This window comes from Lysobacter sp. A378 (assembly GCF_054052125.1).
Map to the genome: position 1 here is coordinate 765,260 of NZ_JBSVRK010000002.1, position 25,142 is coordinate 790,401.

General features: G+C 64.9%; 18 protein-coding genes and 1 pseudogene. 12 read left to right on the top strand and 7 right to left on the bottom strand.

From position 1 onward, the window contains the following. The first annotated feature begins 18 nt into the window (after positions 1 to 18). The 5 genes from ACW7G1_RS09385 (at position 19) to ACW7G1_RS09405 (ending at position 5,405) form a co-directional block, all read left to right on the top strand. The gene (locus ACW7G1_RS09385; RefSeq protein ID WP_456979467.1) at positions 19 to 1,326 is read left to right on the top strand and encodes a glucoamylase family protein; all 1,308 of its coding nucleotides are present in this window, start codon (positions 19 to 21) and stop codon (positions 1,324 to 1,326) included. Then, positions 1,323 to 2,810 (top strand): mercuric reductase, encoded by a 1,488-nt coding sequence (locus tag ACW7G1_RS09390; protein ID WP_456979468.1) that lies wholly within the window; start codon positions 1,323 to 1,325, stop codon positions 2,808 to 2,810. The genes ACW7G1_RS09385 and ACW7G1_RS09390 overlap by 4 nt, the downstream gene beginning before the upstream one ends. Further along, positions 2,807 to 3,712: a phosphogluconate dehydrogenase (NAD(+)-dependent, decarboxylating) gene (gene gnd / locus ACW7G1_RS09395; RefSeq protein WP_456979469.1), complete on the top strand. Its 906-nt coding sequence runs from the start codon at positions 2,807 to 2,809 to the stop codon at positions 3,710 to 3,712. The genes ACW7G1_RS09390 and gnd overlap by 4 nt, the downstream gene beginning before the upstream one ends. Continuing rightward, a complete protein-coding gene (gene pgl / locus ACW7G1_RS09400; protein ID WP_456979470.1) occupies positions 3,709 to 4,473 on the top strand; it encodes a 6-phosphogluconolactonase in 765 nt (254 codons plus the stop codon). The genes gnd and pgl overlap by 4 nt, the downstream gene beginning before the upstream one ends. A 140-nt stretch (positions 4,474 to 4,613) precedes the next feature. Next, positions 4,614 to 5,405: a DUF6491 family protein gene (locus tag ACW7G1_RS09405; RefSeq protein ID WP_456979471.1), complete on the top strand. Its 792-nt coding sequence runs from the start codon at positions 4,614 to 4,616 to the stop codon at positions 5,403 to 5,405. 233 nt (positions 5,406 to 5,638) lie between these two features. Here the strand turns inward: ACW7G1_RS09405 and tkt are convergent, their stop codons facing one another. From tkt to zwf, 5 genes are all read right to left on the bottom strand, one after another. Next, on the bottom strand, positions 5,639 to 7,687 hold the full coding sequence (gene tkt, locus ACW7G1_RS09410; RefSeq protein ID WP_456979472.1) for a transketolase: 2,049 nt from the start codon (positions 7,685 to 7,687) through the stop codon (positions 5,639 to 5,641). Between the two features lie 20 nt (positions 7,688 to 7,707). Next, positions 7,708 to 9,360: a phosphoglucomutase (alpha-D-glucose-1,6-bisphosphate-dependent) gene (pgm, locus tag ACW7G1_RS09415; RefSeq protein ID WP_456979473.1), complete on the bottom strand. Its 1,653-nt coding sequence runs from the start codon at positions 9,358 to 9,360 to the stop codon at positions 7,708 to 7,710. After that, entirely contained in the window at positions 9,360 to 11,021 is a 1,662-nt protein-coding gene (gene pgi, locus ACW7G1_RS09420) for a glucose-6-phosphate isomerase (protein ID WP_456979474.1), read from the bottom strand. Before pgi ends, pgm begins: the two co-directional genes overlap by 1 nt. Next, positions 11,018 to 12,130 carry a transaldolase gene (tal, locus tag ACW7G1_RS09425; protein WP_456979475.1) on the bottom strand — a complete coding sequence of 371 codons (1,113 nt, stop codon included), beginning with the start codon at positions 12,128 to 12,130 and terminating at the stop codon, positions 11,018 to 11,020. The genes pgi and tal overlap by 4 nt, the downstream gene beginning before the upstream one ends. Before the next feature lie 72 nt (positions 12,131 to 12,202). Further along, a complete protein-coding gene (gene zwf, locus ACW7G1_RS09430) occupies positions 12,203 to 13,609 on the bottom strand; it encodes a glucose-6-phosphate dehydrogenase (protein WP_456979476.1) in 1,407 nt (468 codons plus the stop codon). Positions 13,610 to 13,707: 98 nt separating this feature from the next. Between zwf and ACW7G1_RS09435 the strand changes: the two genes are divergently transcribed. Next, positions 13,708 to 14,133, top strand: coding sequence for a hypothetical protein (locus ACW7G1_RS09435; protein ID WP_456979477.1), 426 nt, complete (start codon positions 13,708 to 13,710; stop codon positions 14,131 to 14,133). Positions 14,134 to 14,183: 50 nt separating this feature from the next. Here ACW7G1_RS09435 and ACW7G1_RS09440 read toward each other — a convergent pair whose 3' ends face one another. Further along, positions 14,184 to 15,218: a LysR substrate-binding domain-containing protein gene (locus ACW7G1_RS09440; protein WP_456979478.1), complete on the bottom strand. Its 1,035-nt coding sequence runs from the start codon at positions 15,216 to 15,218 to the stop codon at positions 14,184 to 14,186. Between the two features lie 375 nt (positions 15,219 to 15,593). On the opposite strand from ACW7G1_RS09440, the gene ACW7G1_RS09445 reads away from it, so the two are divergent. The 5 genes and pseudogenes from ACW7G1_RS09445 to ACW7G1_RS09465 all read left to right on the top strand — a co-directional run. Continuing rightward, positions 15,594 to 16,403 (top strand): SDR family NAD(P)-dependent oxidoreductase, encoded by an 810-nt coding sequence (locus ACW7G1_RS09445; protein WP_456979479.1) that lies wholly within the window; start codon positions 15,594 to 15,596, stop codon positions 16,401 to 16,403. Then, positions 16,400 to 17,671 carry an efflux RND transporter periplasmic adaptor subunit gene (locus ACW7G1_RS09450; protein WP_456979480.1) on the top strand — a complete coding sequence of 424 codons (1,272 nt, stop codon included), beginning with the start codon at positions 16,400 to 16,402 and terminating at the stop codon, positions 17,669 to 17,671. Before ACW7G1_RS09445 ends, ACW7G1_RS09450 begins: the two co-directional genes overlap by 4 nt. Positions 17,672 to 17,839: 168 nt before the next feature. Next, on the top strand, positions 17,840 to 21,010 hold the full coding sequence (locus ACW7G1_RS09455) for an efflux RND transporter permease subunit (protein ID WP_456979481.1): 3,171 nt from the start codon (positions 17,840 to 17,842) through the stop codon (positions 21,008 to 21,010). Continuing rightward, positions 21,003 to 22,808, top strand: coding sequence for an efflux transporter outer membrane subunit (locus ACW7G1_RS09460; RefSeq protein WP_456979482.1), 1,806 nt, complete (start codon positions 21,003 to 21,005; stop codon positions 22,806 to 22,808). Before ACW7G1_RS09455 ends, ACW7G1_RS09460 begins: the two co-directional genes overlap by 8 nt. Positions 22,809 to 22,917: 109 nt before the next feature. Beyond that, positions 22,918 to 23,092: pseudogene (locus ACW7G1_RS09465) on the top strand (DUF2268 domain-containing putative Zn-dependent protease); the annotation flags it as partial. A gap of 157 nt (positions 23,093 to 23,249) precedes the next feature. Here ACW7G1_RS09465 and ACW7G1_RS09470 read toward each other — a convergent pair. Beyond that, complete coding sequence (locus tag ACW7G1_RS09470; RefSeq protein WP_456979483.1) at positions 23,250 to 24,119, bottom strand: NAD(P)-dependent oxidoreductase; 870 nt, start codon at positions 24,117 to 24,119, stop codon at positions 23,250 to 23,252. A 125-nt stretch (positions 24,120 to 24,244) separates the two neighbouring features. Between ACW7G1_RS09470 and ACW7G1_RS09475 the strand changes: the two genes are divergently transcribed. Then, a complete protein-coding gene (locus tag ACW7G1_RS09475) occupies positions 24,245 to 25,111 on the top strand; it encodes a helix-turn-helix domain-containing protein (RefSeq protein ID WP_456979484.1) in 867 nt (288 codons plus the stop codon). Positions 25,112 to 25,142 lie beyond the last annotated feature (31 nt).

Genomic DNA, 25,142 nt, shown 5'->3' on the forward strand with positions numbered 1-25,142 from the left:
GTCCGCTACGCTCCGTGGATGGAGAACTTTGCTCCCGATGACGATGCATTGGATGACGATGCATTACTGGACCAGTTGCAACACGCGGCGTTCGGCTACTTCCAGCAAGCCTTCAATCCGATCAACGGATTGGTGGCCGACACATCGCGGCCCGGCTCTCCCTGCAGCATCGCCGTCGTGGGGTTCATGCTTTCGTGCTGCCCGGTTGCGGTCGAACGTGGCTGGATGGACCGCAGCGAAGCCGCTCACCGCTGCCTTGCGTCGCTACGGTTTTTCGCTGGCAGCGACCAGAGCGGGAGCGAAACGGCCACCGGCTACCGGGGCTTTTATTACCACTTCCTTCACATGGATACCGGCGCCCGCATGTGGCGCTCGGAACTGTCCACCATCGACACCGCATTGCTGATGGCCGGGGTATTGCTGGTAGCGGAGTACTTCGATGCGGACAATCCGGAGGAGACCGAATTGCGGCAGCTCGCCGACACCCTGTATCGGCGCGTGGACTGGGCTTGGGCACAAGGCGGCAAGGCCACCATCCGGCATGGCTGGAAACCCGAATGCGGGTTCCTTCATTACGGCTGGGATGGTTATGACGAAGGCATCATCCTGTATGTCCTCGCACTCGGATCGCCCACGCATCCCATTGACCCGAAGCACTACGACGCGTGGACAGCCACCTACCAGTGGGAGAACCTCTACGGCCACGAGTTCCTGTTCGCCGGGCCGCTGTTCGTGCATCAGTTCTCCCACACCTGGATCGATTTTCGCGGCATCCAGGACGAGTTCATGCGCCAGAAAAACTGTGATTACTTCGAGAACACGCGACGAGCGGTGGCGGTCCAGCGTGAGTACGCATGGCGCAACCCGCGCTGGTTCCGCGGCTACGACAGGGACTGTTGGGGCCTGACCGCTTGCGATGGACCCAACGAGGGCACCGCGGCGGTCGTCCAGGGAGTGCAACGCTTGTACGGCTATGCTGCCCGCGCCGTGCCCTATGGCCCTGACGACGGCACCTTGAGTGGCTGGGCGGCGATCGCCTGCATGCCCTTCGATCCCGCCGCCTCGCTGGCCGCGGCTCGTCATATGCTGAAACGCTATCCGGAGATGCTGACGCAGGGCAAGTACGCGAGCAGCTTCAACCCGACCCTGGGCGGTGAGCAGCCGCCAGCGTGGACATCGGATGGGTACTTCGGACTTGATCAGGGCATCGTGGTGCTGATGATCGAGAATTATCGTACCGGCCTGCCCTGGCGGCTGATGCGCGACTGCGACTATCTCCAGGCCGGCTTGCGCCATGCCGGATACCGTGGAGGCTGGCTGGAATGAGCACGATGCAGACGCCCAGCGTCAACGAACGCGATCGGCTCGACAACCTGCGCCCGCCGGATTGGCGTAATCCCCCACCGGCGACGCGGTATGACCTGGTGGTGATCGGCGCGGGACCCGCCGGTCTGGTTGCCGCCCAGGAAGCCGCGGGACTCGGGGTGAGGGTCGCCCTGGTCGAGCGCGAAATGCTCGGCGGCAACTGCGTGAATACCGGTTGTGTGCCGTCCAAGGCAATGCTGCGTACGTCGCGGGTGTACGCACAGATGCATGAGGCGACCCGATATGGCGCGCAGGTGCCACCGGAGATGCCGGTCGATTTTGCGGCATTGATGGAGCGCATGCGGGGGGTTCGCGCGCGCATCAGTCGTGCCGACTCGGCGCACCGATTGGCGCATGCCGGCATCGATGTATTCTTTGGCCAGGCACGCTTTCGTGGCAACGACTCGGTCGAGGTGGCCGGGGCGACATTGCGGTTCCGCAAGGCGCTGATCGCAACCGGCGCTCATGCGCTGATCCCCGACATTCCGGGTCTCGCGACGGCCGGTTACCTGACCAATCACGATGCGTTCGAGATCACCGAACTGCCGCGCCGGTTGCTGGTCATCGGCGGCGGCCCGTTGGGTTGCGAGTTGGCGCAAGCGTTCTCCCGCTTCGGCAGCCGGACCACGATTGCCCAGCATTGGCCGCTGTTTCTGCCCAGGGAGGAGCGTGACGCCGCGCAGGTACTGTCCAGCGTCCTGGCCCGTGACGGGCTGGAGATCCGACTCAATACCCGCGCCGTCCGGGTCCGGGTGGAGGCGGGACGCAAGCTCATCGACCTGGTCAGCGACGATTTTGAAAGCACGGTGGAGGCCGATGCCATCCTGACCGCCACCGGCCGCGCGCCCAACGTCGAAGGCCTGGAGCTGGAAGCCGCCGGGGTTCAATACGACCCGGACAGGGGGATCCATGTCGATGACTTCCTGCAGACCACCAACCCGCTGGTTTATGCGGCCGGTGATGTTTGCCTGGAGCACAAGTTCACCAATGTCGCCGAGGCTTCGGGGCGGATCGCGCTGCACAATGGCCTGTTCGATGCCGGCGAAAAGCTGAGCGGGCTGGTCATCCCCTGGTGCACCTACACTGATCCGGAGATCGCCCACGTCGGCCTGCACGTGCGCCATGCCCGCGAGCTTGGCATCCCGGTGACCACCTTCACCGTCCCGATGCACGATGTGGACCGCGCGATTACCGACAACGAGGAGGTCGGCTTCGTGAAGATCCACGTCCGGGACGGCAGCGACCTGATTATCGGCGCGACCATCGTCGCCCGCCACGCCGGCGAGATGATCAGCGAGATAACCCTGGCCATGGTGGCCGGGATCGGCCTGGGCACGCTGTCCCAGGTCATCCACGCCTACCCCACCCAGGCCGACGCGATCAGGAAGGCCGCCCAGGCCTACGTCGCCGGCCTGGCCACCACATCGACAAGGAGACAATCATGAAACTTGGAATGATCGGATTGGGAAAAATGGGCGCCAACATGGCCGAACGGCTGATGCACGGTGACCATGAAATCGTCGGCTTCGACCCCAGACCCGAGGCGCGCACCGAACTGGAGGGCAAGGGTGGCCAGTCGGCGGCCTCGCTGAAGGAGATGGTCGAAAAACTCCCGGCGCCCAGGACCGTGTGGATGATGGTGCCGGCCGGCGACGTCACCGAAACCACTGTCACTGCCCTGTTGAAGCTGCTGCAGGCTGGCGACATTGTGGTGGACGGGGGCAACTCCAATTACAAGGACACCCTGCGTCGCGGCCAGCTGACGGCCGACAAGCAGATCCACTACGTCGACTGCGGTACCAGCGGCGGGGTCTGGGGGCTGGCGGAAGGATTCAGCCTGATGATCGGCGGAGAGAAAGAGCCGGTCGAGCGATTGCGAGGTGTGTTCGAAGTGCTGGCACCGGGCAAGGACCAGGGTTGGGGCCACGTCGGCCCGGTTGGTGCCGGCCATTTCACCAAGATGGTCCACAACGGCATCGAGTACGGAATGATGCAGGCCTACGCCGAAGGCTTCTCGATCATGGAGCACAAGAAGGATTTCGGCCTGGACCTGCACCAGGTGGCCGAGATCTGGCGCAGCGGCAGTGTGGTGCGCTCCTGGCTGCTGGACCTGACCGCCCGCGCGCTGGACAAGAACCCGAGCCTGGACGGGATCGCACCATGGGTCGACGACTCCGGCGAGGGACGCTGGACGGTGGCCGAAGCCATCGACCTGGACGTCTCCGCACCGGTCATCACCTTGTCGCTGTTGCAGCGTTTGCGCTCGCGCGATACCGACTCGTACTCCGACAAACTGCTGGCCGCGATGCGCCACCAGTTCGGCGGTCACGCGGTGAAAAAAGAATGAGCATCGTCGATGCAGCCGGTCCCCTGCCCCAGCGGGTGCGCTGGCATCAAGTCGAGGGTTTGGCGGTACTCACGCAAGCGGCTTGTTTGTGGGTCCTGGACGCGTCGAAGCGCGCCATTGCCGCGCGCGGGCGGTTCGTACTCGTCCTGTCCGGGGGCCGCACGCCGCAGGATGTCCATGCGCTCCTGCGCAGCGCCGACACCGACTGGTCACGCTGGGAAATCTGGTTTGGCGACGAACGCTGCCTGCCGGTGGACGACCCGGGGCGCAACAGTCTCATGGCCAGTGACGCCTGGCTCGCGCACGTCCCGATACCAGCGAGCCAGGTCCATGTGATGCCGGCCGAACTGGGTGCCGAGGCCGCCGCGGATGCCTATGCCGAAGCACTGAAAGCGCCAGGGCCGAACGGATCGCCGCCGGCCAGTACCGAGCCATTCGATCTGGTGATGCTGGGCGTCGGCGAGGACGGGCATACCGCCAGCCTGTTCCCGGGGCACGACTGGGGAGTACCGGACAATGCCGACGACGTACTGGCCGTCTTCGACTCGCCCAAACCGCCGTCGCAGCGGGTGTCGCTCAGCGCCGCCCGTTTGAGCCGGGCTCGCGAGGTTCTGTTCCTGATCGAGGGAGATTCCAAGCGCGATGCCGTGGCCCAGTGGCGGACCGGCAATGACTTGCCGGTCGCAGCCATCTGCCCACCCGCCGGAGTCGATGTACTGCTGGACGCGTCGTTGCTGCCGTCGACGGGATATCCGGCCTGAGCTGTCAGTTGGTCAAGGCGCGATCGGCAGTATGGTCGTACCTGAGGGGCGGCAGGAATTCATGCAGTCAGGAGCTCGGTCGCACTTGATTCCTGAGACCGCCCTGTCGATTGCAAGCAAATAAGACGGACAAGTGATGCATGGGTAATGTCAGCAACAACCAGTTCTTCCTGCCGGTGGCATTAGGCATGTTGTTAGCTGCACCAAGCTTCGGATCCGAGCGAACAGCGCCTGCAGCTAACTGCCTGGATACCCGATTGGTCAACGAAGTGTTCCAAGCGGATGAGCGCACTCTTGCCGTGGCGGCATCCGACGGGCTGCGTTATCGATTGAGCTTCGCGGATGCTTGCGGTGACGTCACGACCGCCTCCGACGCGAAGATGCTGGCCAAGGATGGGTGGATGTGCGGCACCGGCAACGAGTTCATCGCGATGAACGATCGTCTCTGCCCAGTAGACAGTGTCGCCAGGATCAGTGCTGCCGAGTATGCCGAGCACGCCCGGGCCAGTCATACCAGCGCGGACGGCACCGTAACGCTGTCCACCGTCCGGGTACAGGGCGAACGGCGACGTGGGTTCGCAGCTTCTTCCAACTACTGCATCAACCCGCGATATATACGGGGCTGGTCGGAAGACCCTGAAGGCGTAGTGGTGGAAATGGACCCACGCCGCTCCGGCGGTAACCGATTCTATCGGGTGGAACTGACCGGTTCATGCCCTCAACTGTCAGGCGGAAGCGCCATGTCCATGCGTTCTGGCATGGGTATCGGTCTGGTTTGCGGAAACCCGGGGGACACGATCCAGACTGGAACCCGTGGGTTTGCCGGCGGTAGGCCGCCGGACTTCCTTATGACGGGAAGCGACCGACTGCAGATATTGGGGGCAAAGTTTGGATGCCCTGTCCGGTCCGTCTACCCTATGGATGCCCACTGACTCGAGCGGTCTGCACTCGGCGCGGTGTTGTTGACATTGACAGCGATTAGCTCCGTCTATGGGGTCTGCAGGAAGGACCGCTTAAGGACGACAACAACTCGGCTTTTGCTCGTCATCCTCGCGAAGGCGGGGATCCATGGACTTTGATAGTCACGCACGTAACGTCCATGGGTTCCCGCCTTCGACCGCAGGAAGTCCAGTCGGACGCGGGAATGACGGCAATTCGTCCCCGATCAGCGCCGCAGCGTCAACGCGTGCTGGCAGACGTTGTCCACGGTCAGCCCGTACTCGCGCGCAATGTCCGCAGCCGGTGCCGAGGCTCCGAAGCGATCGACACCGATCACATCGCCACCATCACCCACGTAGCGGTGCCAGCCGAGGGAGCTGCCTGCCTCGACCGCCAATCGCGCGGTGACCGCCGGAGGCAGTACACCGTCGCGATAGTCCTGCGGCTGCGCATCGAAAAGATCCCAGCTGGGCATCGACACACAGCGCACCGCGATGCCCTGTTGGCTCAGTCGGCTGGCCGCTTCCACGATCAAGCCGACTTCCGAACCGCTGGCGATCAGGATCAACTCGGGCTTGCCATCGACGGGGTCGCTCAACACATAGGCGCCACGCCGCAAGCCGTCGGCGGATGCGAACTGGTCGCGGTCCAAGGTAGGCACGTCCTGCCGGGTCAGCACCAGCAGTACTGGGCGTTCCTTCGTCTCTATCGCGACCCGCCAGGCCACCGCGGTTTCGTTGGCGTCCGCGGGTCGTATCAAGGTGAGGCCGGGCACGGCGCGCAAGCCGATCAGTTGCTCGACCGGCTGGTGGGTCGGGCCGTCCTCGCCGAGCAAGATGCTGTCGTGGGTGAACACGTGGATGACGTGCAAGCCCATCAGCGCCGCCAACCGGATCGGTGGCCGCATGTAATCGGAGAAGATCAGGAAGGTCGCGCCATACGGGATGAACCCACCATGGGCGGCCATGCCATTGACGATGGCGCCCATCGCATGTTCGCGGACGCCGAAGTGGACATTGCGACCGGCATAACTCCAACCACCACCGTCCGACCCCTGCAGGTCCTCGCCTGTGGTGGCAGGCGGATTGAAGTCGCCCAAGCCCTTGAGCGCGGTCTTGGTGGACGGGTCCAGGTCCGCCGAACCGCCGCTCAGGGCAGGCAGCTTGGGGGCGATGGCGTTCATGACCTTACCACTGGCCGCACGAGTCGCCATGCCCTTGGCGTCGGCTGGAAACACCGGAATGTCCGCATCCCAACCCGAGGGCAATTGGGCGCGCAAGCTGCCCTGCAGTTCCTTCGCCAGCTCGGGAAACGCTTCCGCGTAGGCCTCCATGCGCCGGTTCCATGCATCCTCCTCGGCCGCGCCGATCTTCAGCGCCTGGCGCATGTGCGCCAACGCCTTGTCGGGTACCAGGAATGGCGGCTCGGTCGGCCAGTCCAGGTTTTCCTTGGTCAGGCGCACTTCCTTCTCGCCCAGCGGTGAACCGTGCGCCTCGAAAGTGTTGTGCTTGTTGGGCGAGCCGTAGCCGATCACGGTGCGCACCAGGATCAGTGATGGGCGCGCCGATTCCTCGTGCGCCGCCTTCAGTGCGGCATCGATCGCGGCCACGTCGTTGCCATCGGCGACCGACACGGTATGCCATCCGTACGCCCGGAAGCGCGCCGCGCGGTCCTCGGAAAAAGTGATGTCCGTGCCGCCGGCAAGGGTGATCTGGTTGTCGTCATACAGACAGGTCAACTTGCCCAGTTCCAGGTGCCCGGCCAGCGAGGCCGCCTCTGACGCCACACCCTCCATCATGTCGCCGTCGCTGGCCAGGACATAGGTGCGGTGGTCAACGACCGTGTGGTCTGGACGGTTGTAGCGAGCGGCCAACTGCGCCTCGGCAATTGCCATGCCGACTGCGTTGGCGAAGCCCTGCCCCAACGGCCCGGTGGTCACTTCCACGCCGGGCGTGTGCTCGCGCTCGGGGTGACCAGGCGCCTTGCTGCCCCATTGGCGGAAGGTCTTGATGTCATCCAGTGACAAGTCGTAGCCACTCATGTGCAGCAGGCTGTAAAGCAATGCCGAGCCGTGTCCTGCCGAGAGCACGAAGCGATCGCGATCGGCCCAGGCCGGATTGCGCGGATTGTCCTTGAGCCACCGTGTCCACAACACGTAGGCCATCGGCGCGGCATCCAGCGGCAATCCGGGATGCCCACTTTCCGCCTTCTGCACCATGTCCACGGACAGGAAACGCAGGGTGTTGATGCAAAGCTGGTCGAGTTCGGCGGACATGGCGGAATCCTCTTGTGTGGTTACGTGTTGGCCAGTGCAGCGTCCACGATCGCTTGGGCCTCCTGTAACAGGCGTTGCAAATGACCCTCATCACGAAAACTTTCTGCGTAGATCTTGTAGATGTCCTCGGTGCCCGAGGGGCGCGCGGCGAACCAGCCATTGGCGGAGGTGACCTTGATGCCACCAATCGGCGCGTCGTTGCCCGGCGCCTTGTCCAGCACGTCGACGATGGGATCGCCTGCCAGTTCGGTCTGGGTGACTTGCGCGGGGGCCAGGTTGGCCAATACGCGTTTCTGGGCCGGGTTCGCAGCCGCTTCGATCCGGTCTGCGAACACCTCGCCGTAGCGATTGCACAGGTCCCGGTAGCCGATCGCAGGGTCCGCGCCGTTGCCGGCGGTGATCTCGCCGGCCAGCAATGCCGCGGCGATGCCGTCCTTGTCGGTCGTCCACGTCCGGCCGTCGCGACGCAGGAACGTGGCACCGGCGCTCTCCTCGCAGCCAAAGCCCAGCGAGCCATCGAACAATCCGTCCACGAACCATTTGAACCCCACCGGCACCTCGTGCAGCCGGCGACCCAGGCCAGCCGCGACCCGATCGATCATCGCGCTGCTGACCACCGTCTTGCCGACCGCGGCGTTGTCGCTCCACTGCGGCCGATGCCGGAACAGGTAGTCGACGGCCACGCTGAGGTAGTGGTTGGGCGGCATGAGGCCACCCTCGGAGGTGACGATGCCGTGGCGGTCGTGGTCGGTATCGCAGGCGAACGCGATGTCGTAGTGATCCTTGATACCGATCAGACGTTGCATTGCATACGTCGATGAAGGGTCCATCCGGATCCGGCCATCCCAGTCCAGGCTCATGAAGCCGAACTGCGGGTCGACCTGCTCGCTGACCACCGCCAGGTCGATCCGGTAGTGCTCGGCGATGCGGGCCCAGTAGTGCACCCCTGCCCCGCCCAGCGGATCCACGCCCATGCGCAGGCCGGATGCGCGGATCAGGTCGAAGTCGATCACGTTGCCCAGGTCAGCTACGTAGGCGCCGAGGTAATCGTGTTCGCGCGTGCTGGATGCACCCCGTGCCTTGGCTACCGGGATGCGTCGCACGTCTTTCAGCCCGGCTTCCAGGATGGCGTTGGCGCGCTGCTGGATCCAGCCGGTCACCTGGGTGTCGGCCGGGCCACCGTTGGGCGGGTTGTACTTGAACCCACCGTCGGCGGGCGGGTTGTGCGAGGGCGTAATCACCACGCCGTCGGCCTGCCCGCTCGTGCGTCCCAGGTTGTGGCACAGGATCGCGTGGGAGATTGCGGGCGTCGGCACATACTCGCCGCCCTGAGAGAGGCGGACTTCGACCTCATTGGCAGCCAGCACTTCCAACGCCGTGTCCAATGCCGGCCCCGACAATGCATGGGTGTCGATGCCGATGTACAACGGCCCATCGATCTTCTGGCCAACGCGATACGCGCAAATCGCCTGGGTGATGGCGAGGATGTGGTCCTCGTTGAAGCTGCCATCCAGCGACGAGCCCCGGTGCCCCGAGGTGCCAAACGACACTCGCTGGGCGGCAGTCCCCGGGTCGGGCTTCACCTGGTAATAGGCATCCACCAGCTTGCCGATATCGACCAGGTCTTCCGGGCGCGCGGGAGTGCCGGCACGTGGGCTGACATCGGTGCCCATCAGCGCGGCCTCCGCGATGCTCTATAGCGGGATGTTCGATAGCGGCGGATCAAGGTGTTGCTGGAGCTGTCATGGGACAGCTCGGGCTCATCCGCGGCGGTCAGCTCGGCCGCCGTCGCCTTCGCCAGCTGCTTGCCCAGCTCAACACCCCACTGGTCGAATGAATCGATGTTCCAGACCGTGCCCTGCACGAAAACACTGTGCTCGTACAGCGCGACCAGCGTCCCCAGCGAGAATGGCGTGAGCCGTTCGGCGAGGATCGTGTTGCTCGGCCGGTTGCCTTCGAACACCCGATGCGGCACCACGGATTCCTCGGTGCCTTCAGCGCGCACCTGGGCTTCGGTCTTGCCAAATGCGAGCGCCTCACTCTGCGCGAACAGGCTGGCCATCAGCATGTCGTGCTGATCGCCCTGGGCGGTCGGCAGCGGGTTGAGCGGCTGGCAGAACCCGATGAAATCGCAGGGGATCAGCCGCGTGCCCTGATGGATCAGCTGATAGAACGAATGCTGGCCGTTGGTCCCCGGCTCGCCCCAGTAAATGGGGCCGGTCTGATAATCCACCTGCCGGCCATCGTTGGTGACGTGCTTGCCGTTGCTTTCCATCGTCAGCTGCTGCAGATAGGCGGGGAAGCGCTTGAGGTACTGCTCGTACGGCAACACCGCGACGGTATCGGCGCCCAGGAAGTTGTTGTTCCAGATCGCCAACAGACCCATCAACACAGGCAGGTTGCGTTCCAGCGGTGCATCGCGAAAATGCTCGTCCATGGCGCGGAACCCGGCCAGCATGTCCCGGAATCCATCCGCGCCGATGGCCAGCATCGTCGACAGGCCGATTGCCGAATCCATCGAATAGCGCCCGCCCACCCAGTCCCAGAACTCGAACATGTTGGCGGTGTCGATGCCGAATGCCTGCACACCGTCGGCGTTGGTGGATACGGCGACAAAATGTTTCGCGATTGCCGCCTCGTCAACCAAACCCTCCAGGCACCACCGGCGCGCGGCATGCGCGTTGGCCAGCGTCTCCAGCGTGGTGAAGGTCTTGGAACACACCACGAACAAGGTCTGCGCCGGGTCGAGACCGCGGGTCGCTTCCACGAAGTCGGTGCCGTCGACGTTGGACACAAAATGGAAGTCGATATCGCGCTGGCTGTAATCGCGCAGCGCCTCGTAGGCCATGATCGGCCCGAGATCCGAGCCTCCGATGCCGATGTTGACCACATGGGTGATGCGCTTGCCGGTGTGTCCGGTCCACTCGCCGCTGCGGACCTTGTCGCTGAACCCTGCCATCCGCTCCAGCACCGCGTGCACGTCGGCAACCACGTCGTGACCGTCCACATCGATGCTCGCATCAGCAGGTGCGCGCAGGGCGACATGAAGCACGGCCCGCTGCTCGGTGGCGTTGATGACCTCACCGCCGAACATCGCATCGCGGCGTTCTGCCACACCGCAGGCGCTCGCCAGCTGCAGCAGCAAGTCCAGGGTCTCGTCGGTGATCCGGTTCTTGGAATAGTCCAGGTACAGTCCGGCCGCCTCGGCCGCCATGCGTTCGCCACGCTGTGGATCCTGGGCAAACAGCTCGCGCAGGTGCCGGGGCTGGACCTGCGCCAGATGCTGCTTCAGCGCCGCCCATTGCGGTCGCGCGGTAAGTGGGACTGGTGTCACGCGTTGCCCTTCCCCGCCAATGCCTGGCCCTTGGATTCGATGCAGCCCATGAGCTCCTGCCATGAGTCGACGAACGATTGCGCACCTTCGTGTTGCAATTGCGTTGCCAGGGCGTCGATGTCGACCCCGGCCTTGGTGAACTCCGCCAACGTCGCTTCCGCATCGCCGCCATCCATGGCCATCTCGCCGCCGACCGTGCCGTGATCCTGGAACGCGCGCAGGGTCTTCTCCGGAATGGTATTGATCGTGTCCGGAGCGGCGAGCGCTTCGATATACAGGGTATCGGACGCCTTCGGATCCTTGGTTCCGGTGCTCGCCCACAACAGTCGTTGCGGCAACGCGCCTTGCCCGGCCAACCGCTGCCAGCGATCGGATGCCAGCATTTCGCGGTAGGCGCGATAGGTGCGTTGGCCGACCGCGATGCCCAGCTTGTTGTGCAGGCTGTCATCGACCTGGTCGGCCACCGCCTTGTCCCACCGGCTGACGAACAACGATGCGACCGATGCGACCTTGGGGTCGAGACCGGCCTGGAGTCGACGCTCGATGCCGCGCAGGTACGCCTCGGCGGACGCCAGGTACTGCTCGGTCGAGAACAACAGGGTCACGTTGATTGGCACCCCGGCGAAGATCGACTCTTCGATGGCGGGGACGCCTTCCGGTGTGCCCGGAATCTTGACGAACAGGTTCTCGCACGCCGCGTCGGCGTGGATCCTGCGCGCGGCGGCGACGCTGCCCTGGGTGTCGGCGGCCAACAGCGGCGAGACCTCCATCGAGACCCAGCCATCAACGCCGTTGGTCGACTGGTGGATCGGCTGGAACAGCTTGGCGGCCCGTCGCAGGTCCTCCAGCGCGAGCTCGATGAACAATGCCTCGCCGGATTTCCCCGATGCCACCTTCGACCGGATTCCCTCGTCGTAGCTATCGCCGCCGCCGATTGCCTGGTTGAAGATGCTCGGGTTGGAAGTCAGGCCGGTAATGGAGAAGTTCTCGATGTAGTCGGCCAATCCGCCGTTATCGAGCAGCTCGCGGGATATGTTGTCCAGCCACAGGCTTTGGCCCAACTGGTGCAGTTGTTCGGTGGTAGTGGTGGGTGCGGTGATCGTGCTCATGTGTCCTCCGGTAGATGCCGTCCGGACCCATGGTAGATCACGCAATGACGACTGGAAGGTTGCGCCAGGCCATCAGCAGGGATGGCTGGTCTCGGGCTTGGGGTCATGCCAGCCTTCGTCGCCGACAACAATGTCCGATGCACTCGATGGACCCCAGCTGCCCGGCTCATAGATATTGATCGGGGCGGCGTGATCGCCGTGCGAACCGGACAACACCGGACCCACCACGCGCCAGGCTTCCTCGACCGAGTCATCGCGGGTAAACAGCGACGCATCGCCACGGATCGCATCGCCCAGCAACTGCTCATACGGTGATTTGCCCGCATCGGAGCGGCTACGCGCGACCAGCTCCACTTGCTCGCCGACCATGGCTTCACCGGTCTTCTTGACCTGGGCACCGGTGGCGATCACCACCTCCGGGCCAAGCCGGAAGCGGAAGTAGTTCGACTGCTCGGCCGAGATGTCATCGAAGATCGGCAACGGCGGGCGCTTCAGGTCCACCACCACCTGGGTGCTGGTCAGCGGCAGGTGCTTGCCGGCACGGATGTAGAACGGCACCCCGGCCCAGCGCCAGTTGTCGATATGCAGCCGCAGTGCGACAAAGGTCTCCACCTGCGAATCAGGCGCGACACCCGCTACATCGCGGTAGCCGGCAAACTGACCGCGCACCACCTCGTCCGGTTCCAGCGGCCGGATGGCGCGGAACAGACGCAGCTTTTCCGTGCGCATGGAGTCGGGGTCGCCGCCGACGGGCGCGTCCATCCCGAGCAATGCAATGACCTGCAGCAGGTGGTTCTGGACCACGTCGCGGACCGCACCGACCTCATCGTAGAAGCTGCCCCGGCCTTGCACGCCAAAGGACTCGGCCATGGTGACCTGGACGCTGGCGACATAGTTGCGGTTCCATATCGGCTCCAGGAAGGTGTTGGCGAAACGGAAATACAGCAGGTTCCGCACCGCTTCCTTGCCCAGGTAATGGTCGATGCGGAACACCGACGACTCCGGAAACACTTTATGCAAGGTGTGGTTGAGGGCCGCGGCGGAGGCCTGGTCGCGCCCGAAGGGCTTCTCCACGATCACCCGCGCATCCCTGGTGCAATCCGCCCGGGCCAGACCCTTGACCACGGCGCCGAACATGCTCGGCGGAATCGCCAGATAATGGATCGGCCGCGCCGCGTCCTTCAGTGCCTGCTTGATCCGGACGAAGGTCGACGCATCGTTGTAGTCGCCGTTGATGTATTGCAGTTGTGCGGACAGCTGGGCGAACGCCGCAGGATCCACGCCGCCGTTGTCACGCAGACTGTCATGCACGCGTTGGCGCAGCTTCTCCAGTGTCCAGTCGCCCCGGGCCACGCCAATCAGCGGCATCGACAAGCCACCTTGTTTGATCATCGCCTGCAACGCCGGGAATATCTTCTTGTAGGCAAGATCGCCGGTGGCACCAAAAAACACGAAGGCATCCGAGCTGGGTATCGTCATACCGGTTCACCTGATAGTTGGCTGACGCGAACTACAGTCTGCCCGTTGCCGCGTGATGAAGTCCGAAAAAATATCCATTGATAGAAGGGGGAGCCCGCATGTCGATCCAGTCCAAAGCCAAACGTGATGCGAACCGGAAGAAGGCAACTCGCCAGCGGGTGGTTACCGGCACCCTGCGCCCGGCGATCGAGGCACATGCCGAGCTGCGCCACGAAGACGGCACCCTGCTGGGCGGCATTGCCAAGCGCGATGGCGATTGGGAGCTTGGGCTGGACGGCAAGATGGTCGGCGGCTCCAGCAGCGCCGCCACGATCCTGGCGATGATCAAGCGGGCCGCGGCGATGCTTGAGCGCACCGGCACCCAGGTCACCCTGAATTTCTCCGATGCGCTGCGCGACGCCGCCAACGAGGAGGCGCGTGCGCAGGGTTTGAGCCTGGAGCAGTTCGAGGCACACCTGGACGCCGACATGACCGGCAGCGCGCCGGCGGTGACAGCCGGGCAATCCGGATCCACGGCCCACTGAAGTCCGGCCCGAGCGGAAGCTACGCGGCCTGCACCGCCCGGCGAGACACGTCAGGCAGTGACCGCCTGCTCCTCATCCTCGTCGGCTGACGCCATCGATGCGGCTTTCCTCTGCTCCGCCTCCACCGGATCGGTCGCCTTGGCTTCCTCAAAGTGGCGATGGTTGGGACACAAAGTCTGCATGTAGTCGGCGTCGAGGTTGAGCCGCTCGACCAGGAAGTCAACGAATGCACGGACTTTCGGCGAGGTCACCTGGCCACGCGGGAACACGGCGTTGAATTCGAGTTCCGGGCCGGTCCAGCCGGCCAGAACCCGGCGCACGTATCCCTTCTCGGCGTAGGCCTTGACCATGATGTCGCTGGCCAGCATCAGGCCTTCGCCGCACACCAGCGCACCGCGCACGCCAGCCGGATCGTTGGCAACCATGATCGGATCGATCCGGTACTCAACGCTGTCCTCGCCGTCGCTCAGCGGCCAAAAAAAGTGGCCGTTGCGACGCAACTTCTGCATCCCCAAGGTCCGATGGTGCTGCAGGTCGTCGGGATGCAGCGGTTCGCCGTGGCGCTCGATATAAGAGGGGCTGGCGTAAACCTGGGTGCGCAACACCGCAAGCCGCCGGGCAACCAGGTTGGAGTCGGGGAGAGTGCCAACCCGAAGGGCGACATCGATCTCCTTGCCGATCAGGTCCAGCGATTCGTTGGACAGCAGCATCTCCACCCGCACTTCGGGATGGCGCGCATGGAACTCGCCCAGCAGCGGCGCGATGTGCTCGATGCCCAGTGAGTACGGCGCGGTGATGCGCAACCAGCCCCGCGGGCCATCCTGCAACTGGCCGACCGCGTTCTCGGCATCGGCCAGCTCCTGGGCAATGCGCTTGCAGTGTTCGTAATAGATGTTGCCGGCCTCGGTCAGGCCAAGCTTGCGGGTAGTGCGGTGCAGCAGCTGCGCACCAAGACGGGATTCCAGTTCCTGCACCTTGCGGCTGACGGTGGTCTTGGGCAGGCGCAGCGACCGGGCCGCGGCGATGAAGCTGCCGTGCTCGATCACCTGAACGAAAATCAGGGTGTCGTTGAGATCGCGGGCCATGAGGGACTCCAGTGATACGCGCCGGCATTGGCCCGCAGTCGGGACAATTATTCCCCGATTTGCTGACTAATCAAGTGCCGGGTTCACCCCTAGTCTGTGTTGCATCCAAACAGGAAGCGCCGCAGGCCGTCTCGTGAACCCTATCCCGATCAACCAGTTTGCCCCCACCGGCTCGATGCAGGCGGAGCTCGTTGCGCGCGTTGGCCAACGCTGGAACGGGCCAGCCGCGGGTTCTGCCGCCCCCGGCGGGGGTCAGTGGCGCACAGCGCCGCCGCTGTTCGACCGCGGAGGGTTTGGTCTTTTGTACCTGCCGAATCACCTGCCGACGAAATATTCCACGTCAATTTTGGGAGAGAAAATCCCGGGAATGGGACAATGAGACCAGCCTTCGTCATTCTTGGCGCGAGCGGTGGCATCGGCCGGGGTGTGGTCCAGGCCGCGCTCGAGCGCAAGCATCCGGTGATCGCAGTGGCGCGCCACGTAGATGCCCTCGACGCTTTGGCGCTCGAAAACCCCGGCGCCGACCTCACCACCCTGCCCGGCTCGGTTGCCAGCGATCTCGAAGGTGCCACGTTGGCCGATCGGCTGCGTGAGCTCCAACGCCCATTCGCCGGCATCGTCGCCTCGGTCTGCGGCAGCGCCAGCAGCGGCCGGGTACTCGACCAGCCCGCCGATTTCCTGCGCCGCAAGCTCGACGAGGACCTGCTGCCGCACCTCGCCGCAGCCCGGCATCTGCTGCCATTGCTGTCCGAGGCCGGGCGCGGCAATTACCTGCTGATCGGCGGCCCTGGCAGCGAGCACCCCTGGGCTGGCTACGGCCATCGCTCGATCGGCGCAGCGGCGTTGCAGATGCTCGCACGAGTCCTGCACGACGAGGCGCGCGCACTGGATGTGCGGGTGCAACTGCTGACCGTCGACATGCCGGTCTGCACCGGCGCCAACCGCAAGCACGCCTGCGATCGCTGGCCCAGCGCGCTGGCGATCGGCCAGCAGGCGGTGGCGCTGATCGAACGGTCCCCGCCCGACACCCCAGTGGTGCGTTACGCACCATCACCCGAAACCTCTTCTCTCTTTGGCCCGGACAGCGCACCTCCCCCACCGGACAGCTGCCCCTCCCTCGTCGCCGTCCGCGCGCTGCTGGGCCGCTTTTCTTCCACTGGTTCCAAAAAGGATATTTCGCCATGAGCTCCCCCCTGATCAAAAAGCACGCCGCCCGGTTGAACCGCAGCGTCCTGCCCGAACTCACCCTCGCCATCGTCGCCGCGTTGCTGGCCCTGGGCCTGTCCGGCTGCGGCAGCCAGGCCGCCCCTGTTGACGCCATGCCAGCGCCTGCCGTCAGCGTCGCCCAGGTGATCGAGAAACCCGTCCAGCAATGGGACGAATTCACCGGCCGGATCGAAGCGGTGAAATCGGTCGAGTTGCGCCCGCGGGTCAGCGGCTACGTCGAACGCGTTGCTTTTGACGAGGGTGAGGAAGTCGCCAAGGGCGACCTGTTGTTCGTGATCGACCCGCGCCCGTACAAGGCGGCGCTGGCGCAGGCCCAGGCCAATCTGGAACGCGCGCGCAGCGAATCCGGACTCGCCCGGGCACAGAGCAAGCGCGCCCAGACGCTGGTGGAAGCCAAGGCGATCTCGCGCGAGGAAGCCGAAGCCCGCAAGGCCGGTGCAGCCCAGGGCAATGCCGCGGTGCGCGCCGCCGAGGCGGCGGTCGCCACCGCGCGGCTCGACCTGCAGTTCACCGAAGTTCGATCGCCAATCGACGGCCGCGCAGGGCGCGCGCTCATCACCGCCGGCAACCTCGCCCAAGCTGATGCCACGGTGCTGACCAGCGTGGTCTCGCTGGACCCGGTCCACGTGTATTTCGAGGGTGATGAGCAGACCTACCTGAATTATCGCGAGCTGACCCGCAACGGCGACCGCGCCGATTCGAGCAACCCGGTCCGGGTCGGCCTGGCCAACGAGACCGGATTCCCGCATGAGGGCACGGTCGACTTCGTCAACAACCAGGTCGACCCGGCCACCGGCACCATCCGCCTGCGTGCGGTGCTGCCCAATCCGGAGCACGTGTTCACCCCGGGCCTGTTCGCCCGCGTGCAACTGGCCGGCGGCAACAAGTCCGAGGCGCTGCTGATCGACGACAAGGCGGTCATGACCGACCAGACCCGCAAGTACGTCTACGTGCTGGGCGAGGACAACAAGGCCGTGCGCAAGGACGTGCAACTGGGCGACAAGGCCGAGGGCCTGCGCGTGGTGACGGCTGGGTTGACTGCGGAGGACAAGGTGATCGTGCACGGGGTGCAGAAGGTGTTCTTCCCGGGCATGCAGGTCGACCCGGAGACTATCGCAATGGGCGGGCCACCGGCCGGAAAGCCTGTAGTGGAGCCGCCGGTCGTAGAGCCGCCGGCCGTGGAACTGCCGGTCGACCAGGTGGCCACCACCGCCGGTTCGAAATGACGCCTTCACCCACCTGACTTCCAACACCTCAACGTCATCCCCGCGAAGGCGGGGACCCAGTGACTTTGGCGCTCGACGTGGCACTGGATTCCCGCCTTCGCGGGAATGACGACCCTTTCGCAACGACGGCTCCTCGCTGACACCACAAGCCGAAACAGGACATCCCCCATGGATTTCTCCAAGTTCTTCATCGACCGGCCGATCTTCGCCGCGGTGCTGTCGATCGTGATCTTCGCCGCCGGCCTGATCGCGATCCCGTTGCTGCCGATCAGCGAATACCCCGACGTCGTGCCGCCCTCGGTGCAGGTGCGCGCGGTCTACCCCGGCGCCAACCCGAAGGTGATCGCAGAGACCGTCGCAACGCCATTGGAAGAGGCGATCAACGGCGTCGAGAACATGATGTATATCAAGTCGATCGCCGGCTCCGACGGCGTGCTCGTCACCACCGTCACCTTCCGTCCCGGCACTGATCCCGACCAGGCCCAGGTACAGGTGCAGAACCGGGTGAGCCAGGCGCTGGCGCGGTTGCCCGAGGACGTTCGTCGGCAAGGCGTGACCACGCAGAAGCAGTCGCCGACGCTGACCATGGTCGTGCACCTGGTCTCGCCCGACGGCAAGTACGACGCCCTGTACCTGCGCAACTACGCGACGCTGAAGGTCAAGGACGAGCTGGCACGCATTCCCGGTGTCGGCCAGGCCGCGTTGTTCGGTTCCGGTGACTATGCGATGCGGCTGTGGCTGGACCCCGACAAGGTCGCTTCGCGCGGCCTGACCGCGAGCGACGTGGTCAACGCCGTACGCGAGCAGAACGTGCAGGTCTCGGCCGGCCAGCTCGGCGCCGAGCCGACCCCGAACGACAGTGACTTCCTGATCTCGATCAACGCCCGTGGCCGCCTGCAAACCGAGCAGGAATTCGGCAACATCGTGATCAAGAGCGGCAACGACGGCGAGATCGTGCGGTTGTCCGATGTCGCCCGTATCGAACTGGGCGCCGGCGACTACACCCTGCGCGCGCAACTGGACAACAAGGACGCGGTCGCGATCCCGATCTTCCAGTCACCCGGCGCCAACTCCATCGAGCTGTCCGACGCGGTGCGCACGAAGATGGCCGAATTGTCGACGCGCTTCCCCGAGGGCATGGAATACAAGGTCGTCTACGACCCCACCGTATTCGTGCGCGACTCGATCAAATCGGTCGTCACCACCCTGCTTGAAGCGGTGCTGCTGGTGGTGCTGGTGGTGATCCTGTTCCTGCAGACCTGGCGCGCCTCGATCATCCCCCTGCTGGCGGTACCGGTGTCGATCGTCGGCACCTTCGCTGCGTTGTACCTGTTGGGGTTCTCGATCAACACGCTGACGTTGTTTGGCTTGGTGCTGGCCATTGGCATCGTGGTCGATGACGCGATCGTGGTGGTCGAGAACGTCGAGCGCAACATCGAGGAAGGCAAGACTCCACTTGAAGCCGCGCACCAGGCCATGCGGGAGGTCTCCGGCCCGATCGTTGCGATCGCGCTGGTGCTGTGCGCGGTATTCGTGCCGATGGCGTTCCTGTCAGGCGTGACCGGCCAGTTCTACAAGCAGTTCGCGGTGACCATCGCGATCTCCACGGTGATTTCGGCGATCAATTCGCTGACGTTGTCGCCGGCGCTGGCCGCTTTGCTGTTGAAGCCGCGCGACGCGGCCAAGGATGCGCCGACGCGATTGATCGACCGGCTGTTCGGTTGGATCTTCCGGCCATTCAACCGCTTCTTCGGCAAGAGTTCCGAGCGTTATCAAAGCGCGGTGTCACGTTCGCTCAACAAGCGTGGTGCGGTGTTCGCGGTCTATGCGGTGCTGCTGGTAGCCGCCGGCCTGATGTTCCAGGCGGTGCCCGGTGGCTTCATCCCGACCCAGGACAAGCTGTACCTGCTCGGTGGCGCCAAGTTGCCCGAAGGCGCATCACTGGAGCGTACCGACGCGATGATCCGCAAGATGAGCCAGATCGCATTGGAGACCGAAGGCGTCGATTCCGCGATCGCATTCCCCGGCCTCAACGCGCTGCAGTTCACCAACACGCCCAACACCGGCACCGTGTTCTTTGGCCTCAAGCCGTTCAGTGAGCGCGACCGCACTGCCACCGAGATCAACGCCGAGATCAACCAGAAGATCGCCGGCATCCAGGAAGGCTTCGGTTTCTCGATCATGCCGCCGCCGATCCTCGGCCTGGGCACCGGTTCGGGCTACTCGTTGTTCATTCAGGACCGCGCGGGACTGGGCTACGGGGCGCTGCAGGATGCGGTCAACGGCTTCCAGGGTGCGATATCCCAGACCCCGGGCATGAGTTTCCCGATCAGCAGCTACCAGGCCAACGTGCCGCAACTCGACGTCGAGGTCGACCGGGTCAAGGCCAAGGCGCAGGGCGTGTCGCTGACCAACCTGTTCGACACCTTGCAGACCTATCTGGGCTCGGCGTACGTCAACGACTTCAACCGCTTCGGCCGCACCTACCAGGTGATCGCGCAGGCGGATGGCCAGTTCCGCGACGAGATCGGTGACATCGCCGACCTGCGCACGCGCAACAACAACGGCGAGATGGTGCCGATCGGCAGCATGGTGAAGCTCAGTCGCACCTTCGGACCGGACCCGGTAATCCGCTACAACGGCTATCCGGCGGCCGACCTGCTGGGCGATGCCGACCCGAGCGTGCTGTCGTCGAGTGAAGCCATGACGACCGTGGCGGCGATGGCGCCGCAGGTGCTGCCCAATGGCATGGAGATCGAGTGGACCGACCTGAGCTACCAGCAGGCGACCCAAGGCAATTCGGCACTGATCGTTTTCCCGCTGGCGGTGATGCTCGCCTTCCTGGTGCTGGCGGCCTTGTATGAGAGCTGGACGCTGCCGCTGGCGGTGATCCTGATCGTGCCAATGACCCTGTTGTCGGCCCTGGTCGGCGTGTGGCTGACCGGCGGCGACAACAACGTGTTCGTGCAGGTCGGACTGGTCGTGCTGATGGGGCTGGCGTGCAAGAACGCGATCCTGATCGTCGAATTTGCCCGCGAGCTGGAGATGCAGGGCATGGGGATCGTAGAGGCCGCGCTGGAAGCGTGCCGCCTGCGCCTGCGCCCGATCGTAATGACCTCGATCGCCTTCATCGCCGGCACCATCCCGCTGGTCATGGCCACCGGCGCCGGCGCGGAAGTCCGCTCGGTCACCGGCATCACCGTCTTCGCCGGCATGCTCGGCGTCACCCTGTTCGGCCTGTTCCTGACTCCGGTGTTCTACGTCGCCCTGCGCAAGCTGGTGTCGCGACGTGCCGGCAAGCGGGCGCACAGCGAAATGAAGGAGATCACCCATGCGTAACCTCACGACAGCCGTCTCCCCCACCACCGTCATTCCCGCGAAAGCGGAAGCTCTCCGCAACATCATTCCCGCGAAAGCGGAAGCTCTCCGCAACATCATTCCCGCGAAAGCGGAAGCTCTCCGCAACATCATTCCCGCGAAAGCGGAAGCTCTCCGCAACGTCATTCCCGCGAAAGCGGGAACCCAGCGACTTGCCGCTGCCCCACGAAGTCACTGGGCCCCCGCTTTCGCGGGGGTGACGAGAGGCCGCGCGGTGACGGGACGCCGCGCGGTGACGGGAGGCGGCGGGACGACGGGAGGCGGCGGGGTGACGGGAGGGAGCGGAGCTGCGGGAATCCGATCTGCGCGAATCGCCACGCGCTTCCTCGCCATCGCGCTGCTGCCAATCGCCCTCGCCGCCTGCATGGTCGGTCCCGACCATGTCCGCCCCACCCTGTCGGTGCCGGAGCAGTTCGTCCGCGATGACGCCAATCCCGTCGCGGTCGCGCCACAGCCCCAGCCCGATGCGGACTTCTGGAACGCCTTCGACGACTCGATGCTGACCCGGCTCGTCGACGAGGCGCTGGTGGCCAACTACGACCTGCGCATCGCCCTGACCCGCTTCGACCGCGCCAATGCGCTGCTGCGCGGCTCCGGCTTCGACCAGTTACCTACCGTTACCGTCGGCGCCGAGGCGAGCGATGGACGCGCCAGCGCCGACCAGGCGCCGGGCCTGTCGCGCGAGCAACGCGACAGCGAAAGCTACTCGGCAGGTATCAACGTGGTCTGGGAACTCGACCTGTTCGGCCGCATCCGCCGCGGGGTCGAGTCGCAACGCGCCGAAACCGCCGCGACCGCTGCCGACCTCGCCGCGCTGCAGGTCGCCATCGTCGCCGAGGTCGCGCGCAGCTACATCGATCTGCGTGGCCTGCAGGAGCGCCTCGATGTCGCCCGGGAGAACGCCGACAACCAGCGCGAGACCCTGCGCATCGTGCAGGTCCGCCTCGATGCAGGCAGTGCCACCGGCTTCGATCGCGCCCGCGCCAGCGCGCAGTTGCAGGCGACCCTCGCCCGCGTGCCGGCGCTGGAGGCCGACGCCGCAGTAATGATGCACCGACTTGCGGTGTTGACCGGCAAGGCACCGGGCGCCCTCGTCGTCGAACTGGAACAACCCGCCGACCTCCCCGCCCTGCCCACCCCGATCGATCCCGGCACCCCCGGCGAGTTGCTGCGCCGTCGCCCCGACATCGCCGCCGCCGAACAGCGCCTGCACGCCGCCACTGCGCGCATCGGCGTCGCCACCGCCGACCTGTTTCCACGCTTCACCCTGGGCGGGCTGATCGGCAGCCAGGCCATCGACAGCGGCAACCTGTTCGAACGCGACAGTGAAACCAGCCTGATTGCACTGGGCATCGACTGGTCGTTCCTCGACATCGGCCGCGTCCGCGCCCGCATGGCCGCCGCCGATGCCGATGCCGCCGGTGAGTTGGCGGCATACCAGCAGACGGTGATGCTGGCGCTGGAGGAAACCGAAAACGCGCTGGTCCGCTACTCCCGCACCCGCACCGAGGACCAGCACCTGCAACAGGCATCCGAAGACAGCGCCCGCGCCGCTGAACTGGCCCACGTCCGCTACGACGCCGGCGCGACCGGTCTATTGGAGGTGCTGGACGCGGAACGCACGAAACTGCAGGCACAGGACGCGCTGGCCGACGTTCGCACCCGGGCTGCTACCAGTGCGGTGGCACTCTACAAGGCAATGGCCGGGGGTTGGCCGAGCCGCATTCCGTTGCGGGAGGATGTGGCAAAATCGGACTGAGTCCCTTCGCGCCCGCGAGCACAGCTTCAGTTCGACCACGTTTTACAAGTGGCGATCGAAGTTCGGTGCACCCATGAACGCCGACACCTGCTGGCCGGACTTCCTCGCCACGGGTGGGGTCACCACGCCGGCAGGGGTGATTATCGGTCTGGAGACGTTATGCAGCGTGGACTGGATGCAGGCTGACGTGCTCCGCGCTTGTCTACCAAGTACTGCTGGAAGGCGGGGCGGAGGATATCGGTGAACTGATATCGGGTCATGTGGCCAATGCCCACTCGCAACCCTGAACGATCGGCCGCGAATGCGCGCTGGAACGGGAGTTCCTCATACGCTGTCGGTCTGATCATCCCGGGGCGGCCGCGCCTCGTTGCCACACGCCGCAAGCGGGACTCGCTGGTCCATCTGCTGGACCACCAAGTCCCCGGGACCACTGGGCGGCGTCTATCTAGCGCGCAGCACCTTGATGATCGCCGCTACCTCCTCGCCTCCAAGTCCAGCCTCGTCGGCGCGCTTGAATAGACCGGAGGCGAAGGATGGGAACTCGTCGTTGATGCCGCGCGCGCGCGCGGCGTGTGCGATCCGTTCGGTGGCTTCGACCGAAATGCTCAGCGGGCTCTCTCCGACGCTGAAGTCCCCGGATTGGACCACCTCGGACTCATACTTGAGAAAGTCGGCGAAGGTCGGGCCGATGCCTGCGACCAGCGCACCATACTTGCCCACCGGGAAGCCTTCGGCCTCGGCGATGCGCGCGCCATGGAAGAATCCGATCGAGGCACCATAGATGTACGACAGCGTCGCCATGTCCATCGCGGAAGCCGCGCCCGGGTCGTCGCCCAAGTAGCTGATTTCACCACCGAACACCCGCAACAGCGCCTCATGTTCGCGGTAGGTTGCTTCCGCGCCGGACACCAAAATCGGCGTATCGGGTCGTCCCATCTGACTTGGCGCAGCCTGGATGGCACCATCTAGATAGGCGCTCCCATGCCCACGTGCCCAGGCGTCACTTTCGCGCGCCTCGCCGGTGCTGCCGGTAGTCAATTGCAACAGTAGCTTTCCTGCCAAGGCGGCAGCAATCTCGCTCGTTCCGAGTATCTCGTGCGTCGCCGCATAGTCATGCACGCAAACCACCACGACCGTGCTGGCCGACACCGCCGCCAGCGCGGTGGGTGCGAGCACCGCACCCCGGGCTATCAGTGGTTCCGCTTTCGCCGCGGTCCGGTTCCACACGCTCACCCGATAGCCGCTGTCCAGCAACAGCCGGGCCAACGTGCTGCCCATCTGCCCGAGTCCGATCACCGTTGCACTTTTCATGATTCCTCCTACACGTTGGATTGGAGGAGCCATCCTGCGGTGGTCGGCAATCGGGGTCGCTCCAAATCGGCCGCGGCTGGAGCACGTTCGGACAATGGGATGCTGTCTTCGTCCCCATGGGCCAATTGAACACCGACAATCAGTGCAGATTCCGAGCGCGGCCCCGTCCGATGGCAACCACAGACCTCTCCGTCTCAAGCCCGATCCACGCAAGTGCGATGCGGATCGGACGCCACGTCACCCAGCCAGGCCAAGTAGTCCTGGCGGCCGTCCCATACCACAGGGTTAAGGTCCATACCGGTGCGCCCGTCACCGGCAGTTGCGGCAGCAGCCGATTTCGCTACGACCACGGTGACATCGACCTGCTTCCTGCAGGCAGTTCGGATCTTTGGGAGGAGGACACCGGCAGCACATCGGTGATGTTGCAACTCCCACCGTCGCTGCTGGTGGGTGTCGCCGACGAACTGGGCCTGGACGGATCGCGGGTGGGCCTCATTCCGCGGCACAAGTTGCGCGACTCACAGATCGAGCACATTGCCTGGGCATTGGATGCCGACCGCGAGGCGGGGAACCCTGGCGGGAGGTTGTATGTCGATAGCCTCACCACAGCATTGGCGACATACCTGGTCAGCCGCCACCGCGCCCCACAACCGCCCTTACGAGGCTTGTCAAAACCGCAGTTGCGACGAGTCACCGATTACATCGAGTCTGGCCTCGACCAGGATCTGTCCCTGGCACGCATTGCAGGGGTAGCCGGTATCAGCACTTCGCACCTCAAGACGCTGTTCAAGCGCTCGATGGGCCTGCCGGTCCATGCGTATGTTGTCCAGCGCCGAGTGGAGCGCGCCCGGAGCTTGCTGCTGGCGCGGGGTATTCCCGCCAGTCAGGTCGCACTGGAAGCGGGATTTTCCCACCAGAGCCATATGGTGCGCTGCATGCGACGCGTGCTCGGCGCGGAAGCGTCGATGCTGCTGCGACGCGGCCGGGCCTGATTTGCCTGCGCTGGCTGGGTTGGATGTTAAG

Excerpts from the sequence above, each read along its gene's own strand:
- ACW7G1_RS09385 (WP_456979467.1), top strand. The coding sequence starts at position 19 with ATGGAGAACTTTGCTCCCGATGACGATGCATTGGATGACGATGCATTA.
- ACW7G1_RS09390 (WP_456979468.1), top strand. The coding sequence starts at position 1,323 with ATGAGCACGATGCAGACGCCCAGCGTCAACGAACGCGATCGGCTCGAC.
- gnd (WP_456979469.1), top strand. The coding sequence starts at position 2,807 with ATGAAACTTGGAATGATCGGATTGGGAAAAATGGGCGCCAACATGGCC.
- pgl (WP_456979470.1), top strand. The coding sequence starts at position 3,709 with ATGAGCATCGTCGATGCAGCCGGTCCCCTGCCCCAGCGGGTGCGCTGG.
- ACW7G1_RS09405 (WP_456979471.1), top strand. The coding sequence starts at position 4,614 with ATGGGTAATGTCAGCAACAACCAGTTCTTCCTGCCGGTGGCATTAGGC.
- tkt (WP_456979472.1), bottom strand. The coding sequence starts at position 7,687 with ATGTCCGCCGAACTCGACCAGCTTTGCATCAACACCCTGCGTTTCCTG.
- pgm (WP_456979473.1), bottom strand. The coding sequence starts at position 9,360 with ATGGGCACCGATGTCAGCCCACGTGCCGGCACTCCCGCGCGCCCGGAA.
- tal (WP_456979475.1), bottom strand. The coding sequence starts at position 12,130 with ATGAGCACGATCACCGCACCCACCACTACCACCGAACAACTGCACCAG.
- zwf (WP_456979476.1), bottom strand. The coding sequence starts at position 13,609 with ATGACGATACCCAGCTCGGATGCCTTCGTGTTTTTTGGTGCCACCGGC.
- ACW7G1_RS09435 (WP_456979477.1), top strand. The coding sequence starts at position 13,708 with ATGTCGATCCAGTCCAAAGCCAAACGTGATGCGAACCGGAAGAAGGCA.
- ACW7G1_RS09440 (WP_456979478.1), bottom strand. The coding sequence starts at position 15,218 with ATGGCCCGCGATCTCAACGACACCCTGATTTTCGTTCAGGTGATCGAG.
- ACW7G1_RS09445 (WP_456979479.1), top strand. The coding sequence starts at position 15,594 with ATGAGACCAGCCTTCGTCATTCTTGGCGCGAGCGGTGGCATCGGCCGG.
- ACW7G1_RS09450 (WP_456979480.1), top strand. The coding sequence starts at position 16,400 with ATGAGCTCCCCCCTGATCAAAAAGCACGCCGCCCGGTTGAACCGCAGC.
- ACW7G1_RS09455 (WP_456979481.1), top strand. The coding sequence starts at position 17,840 with ATGGATTTCTCCAAGTTCTTCATCGACCGGCCGATCTTCGCCGCGGTG.
- ACW7G1_RS09460 (WP_456979482.1), top strand. The coding sequence starts at position 21,003 with ATGCGTAACCTCACGACAGCCGTCTCCCCCACCACCGTCATTCCCGCG.
- ACW7G1_RS09470 (WP_456979483.1), bottom strand. The coding sequence starts at position 24,119 with ATGAAAAGTGCAACGGTGATCGGACTCGGGCAGATGGGCAGCACGTTG.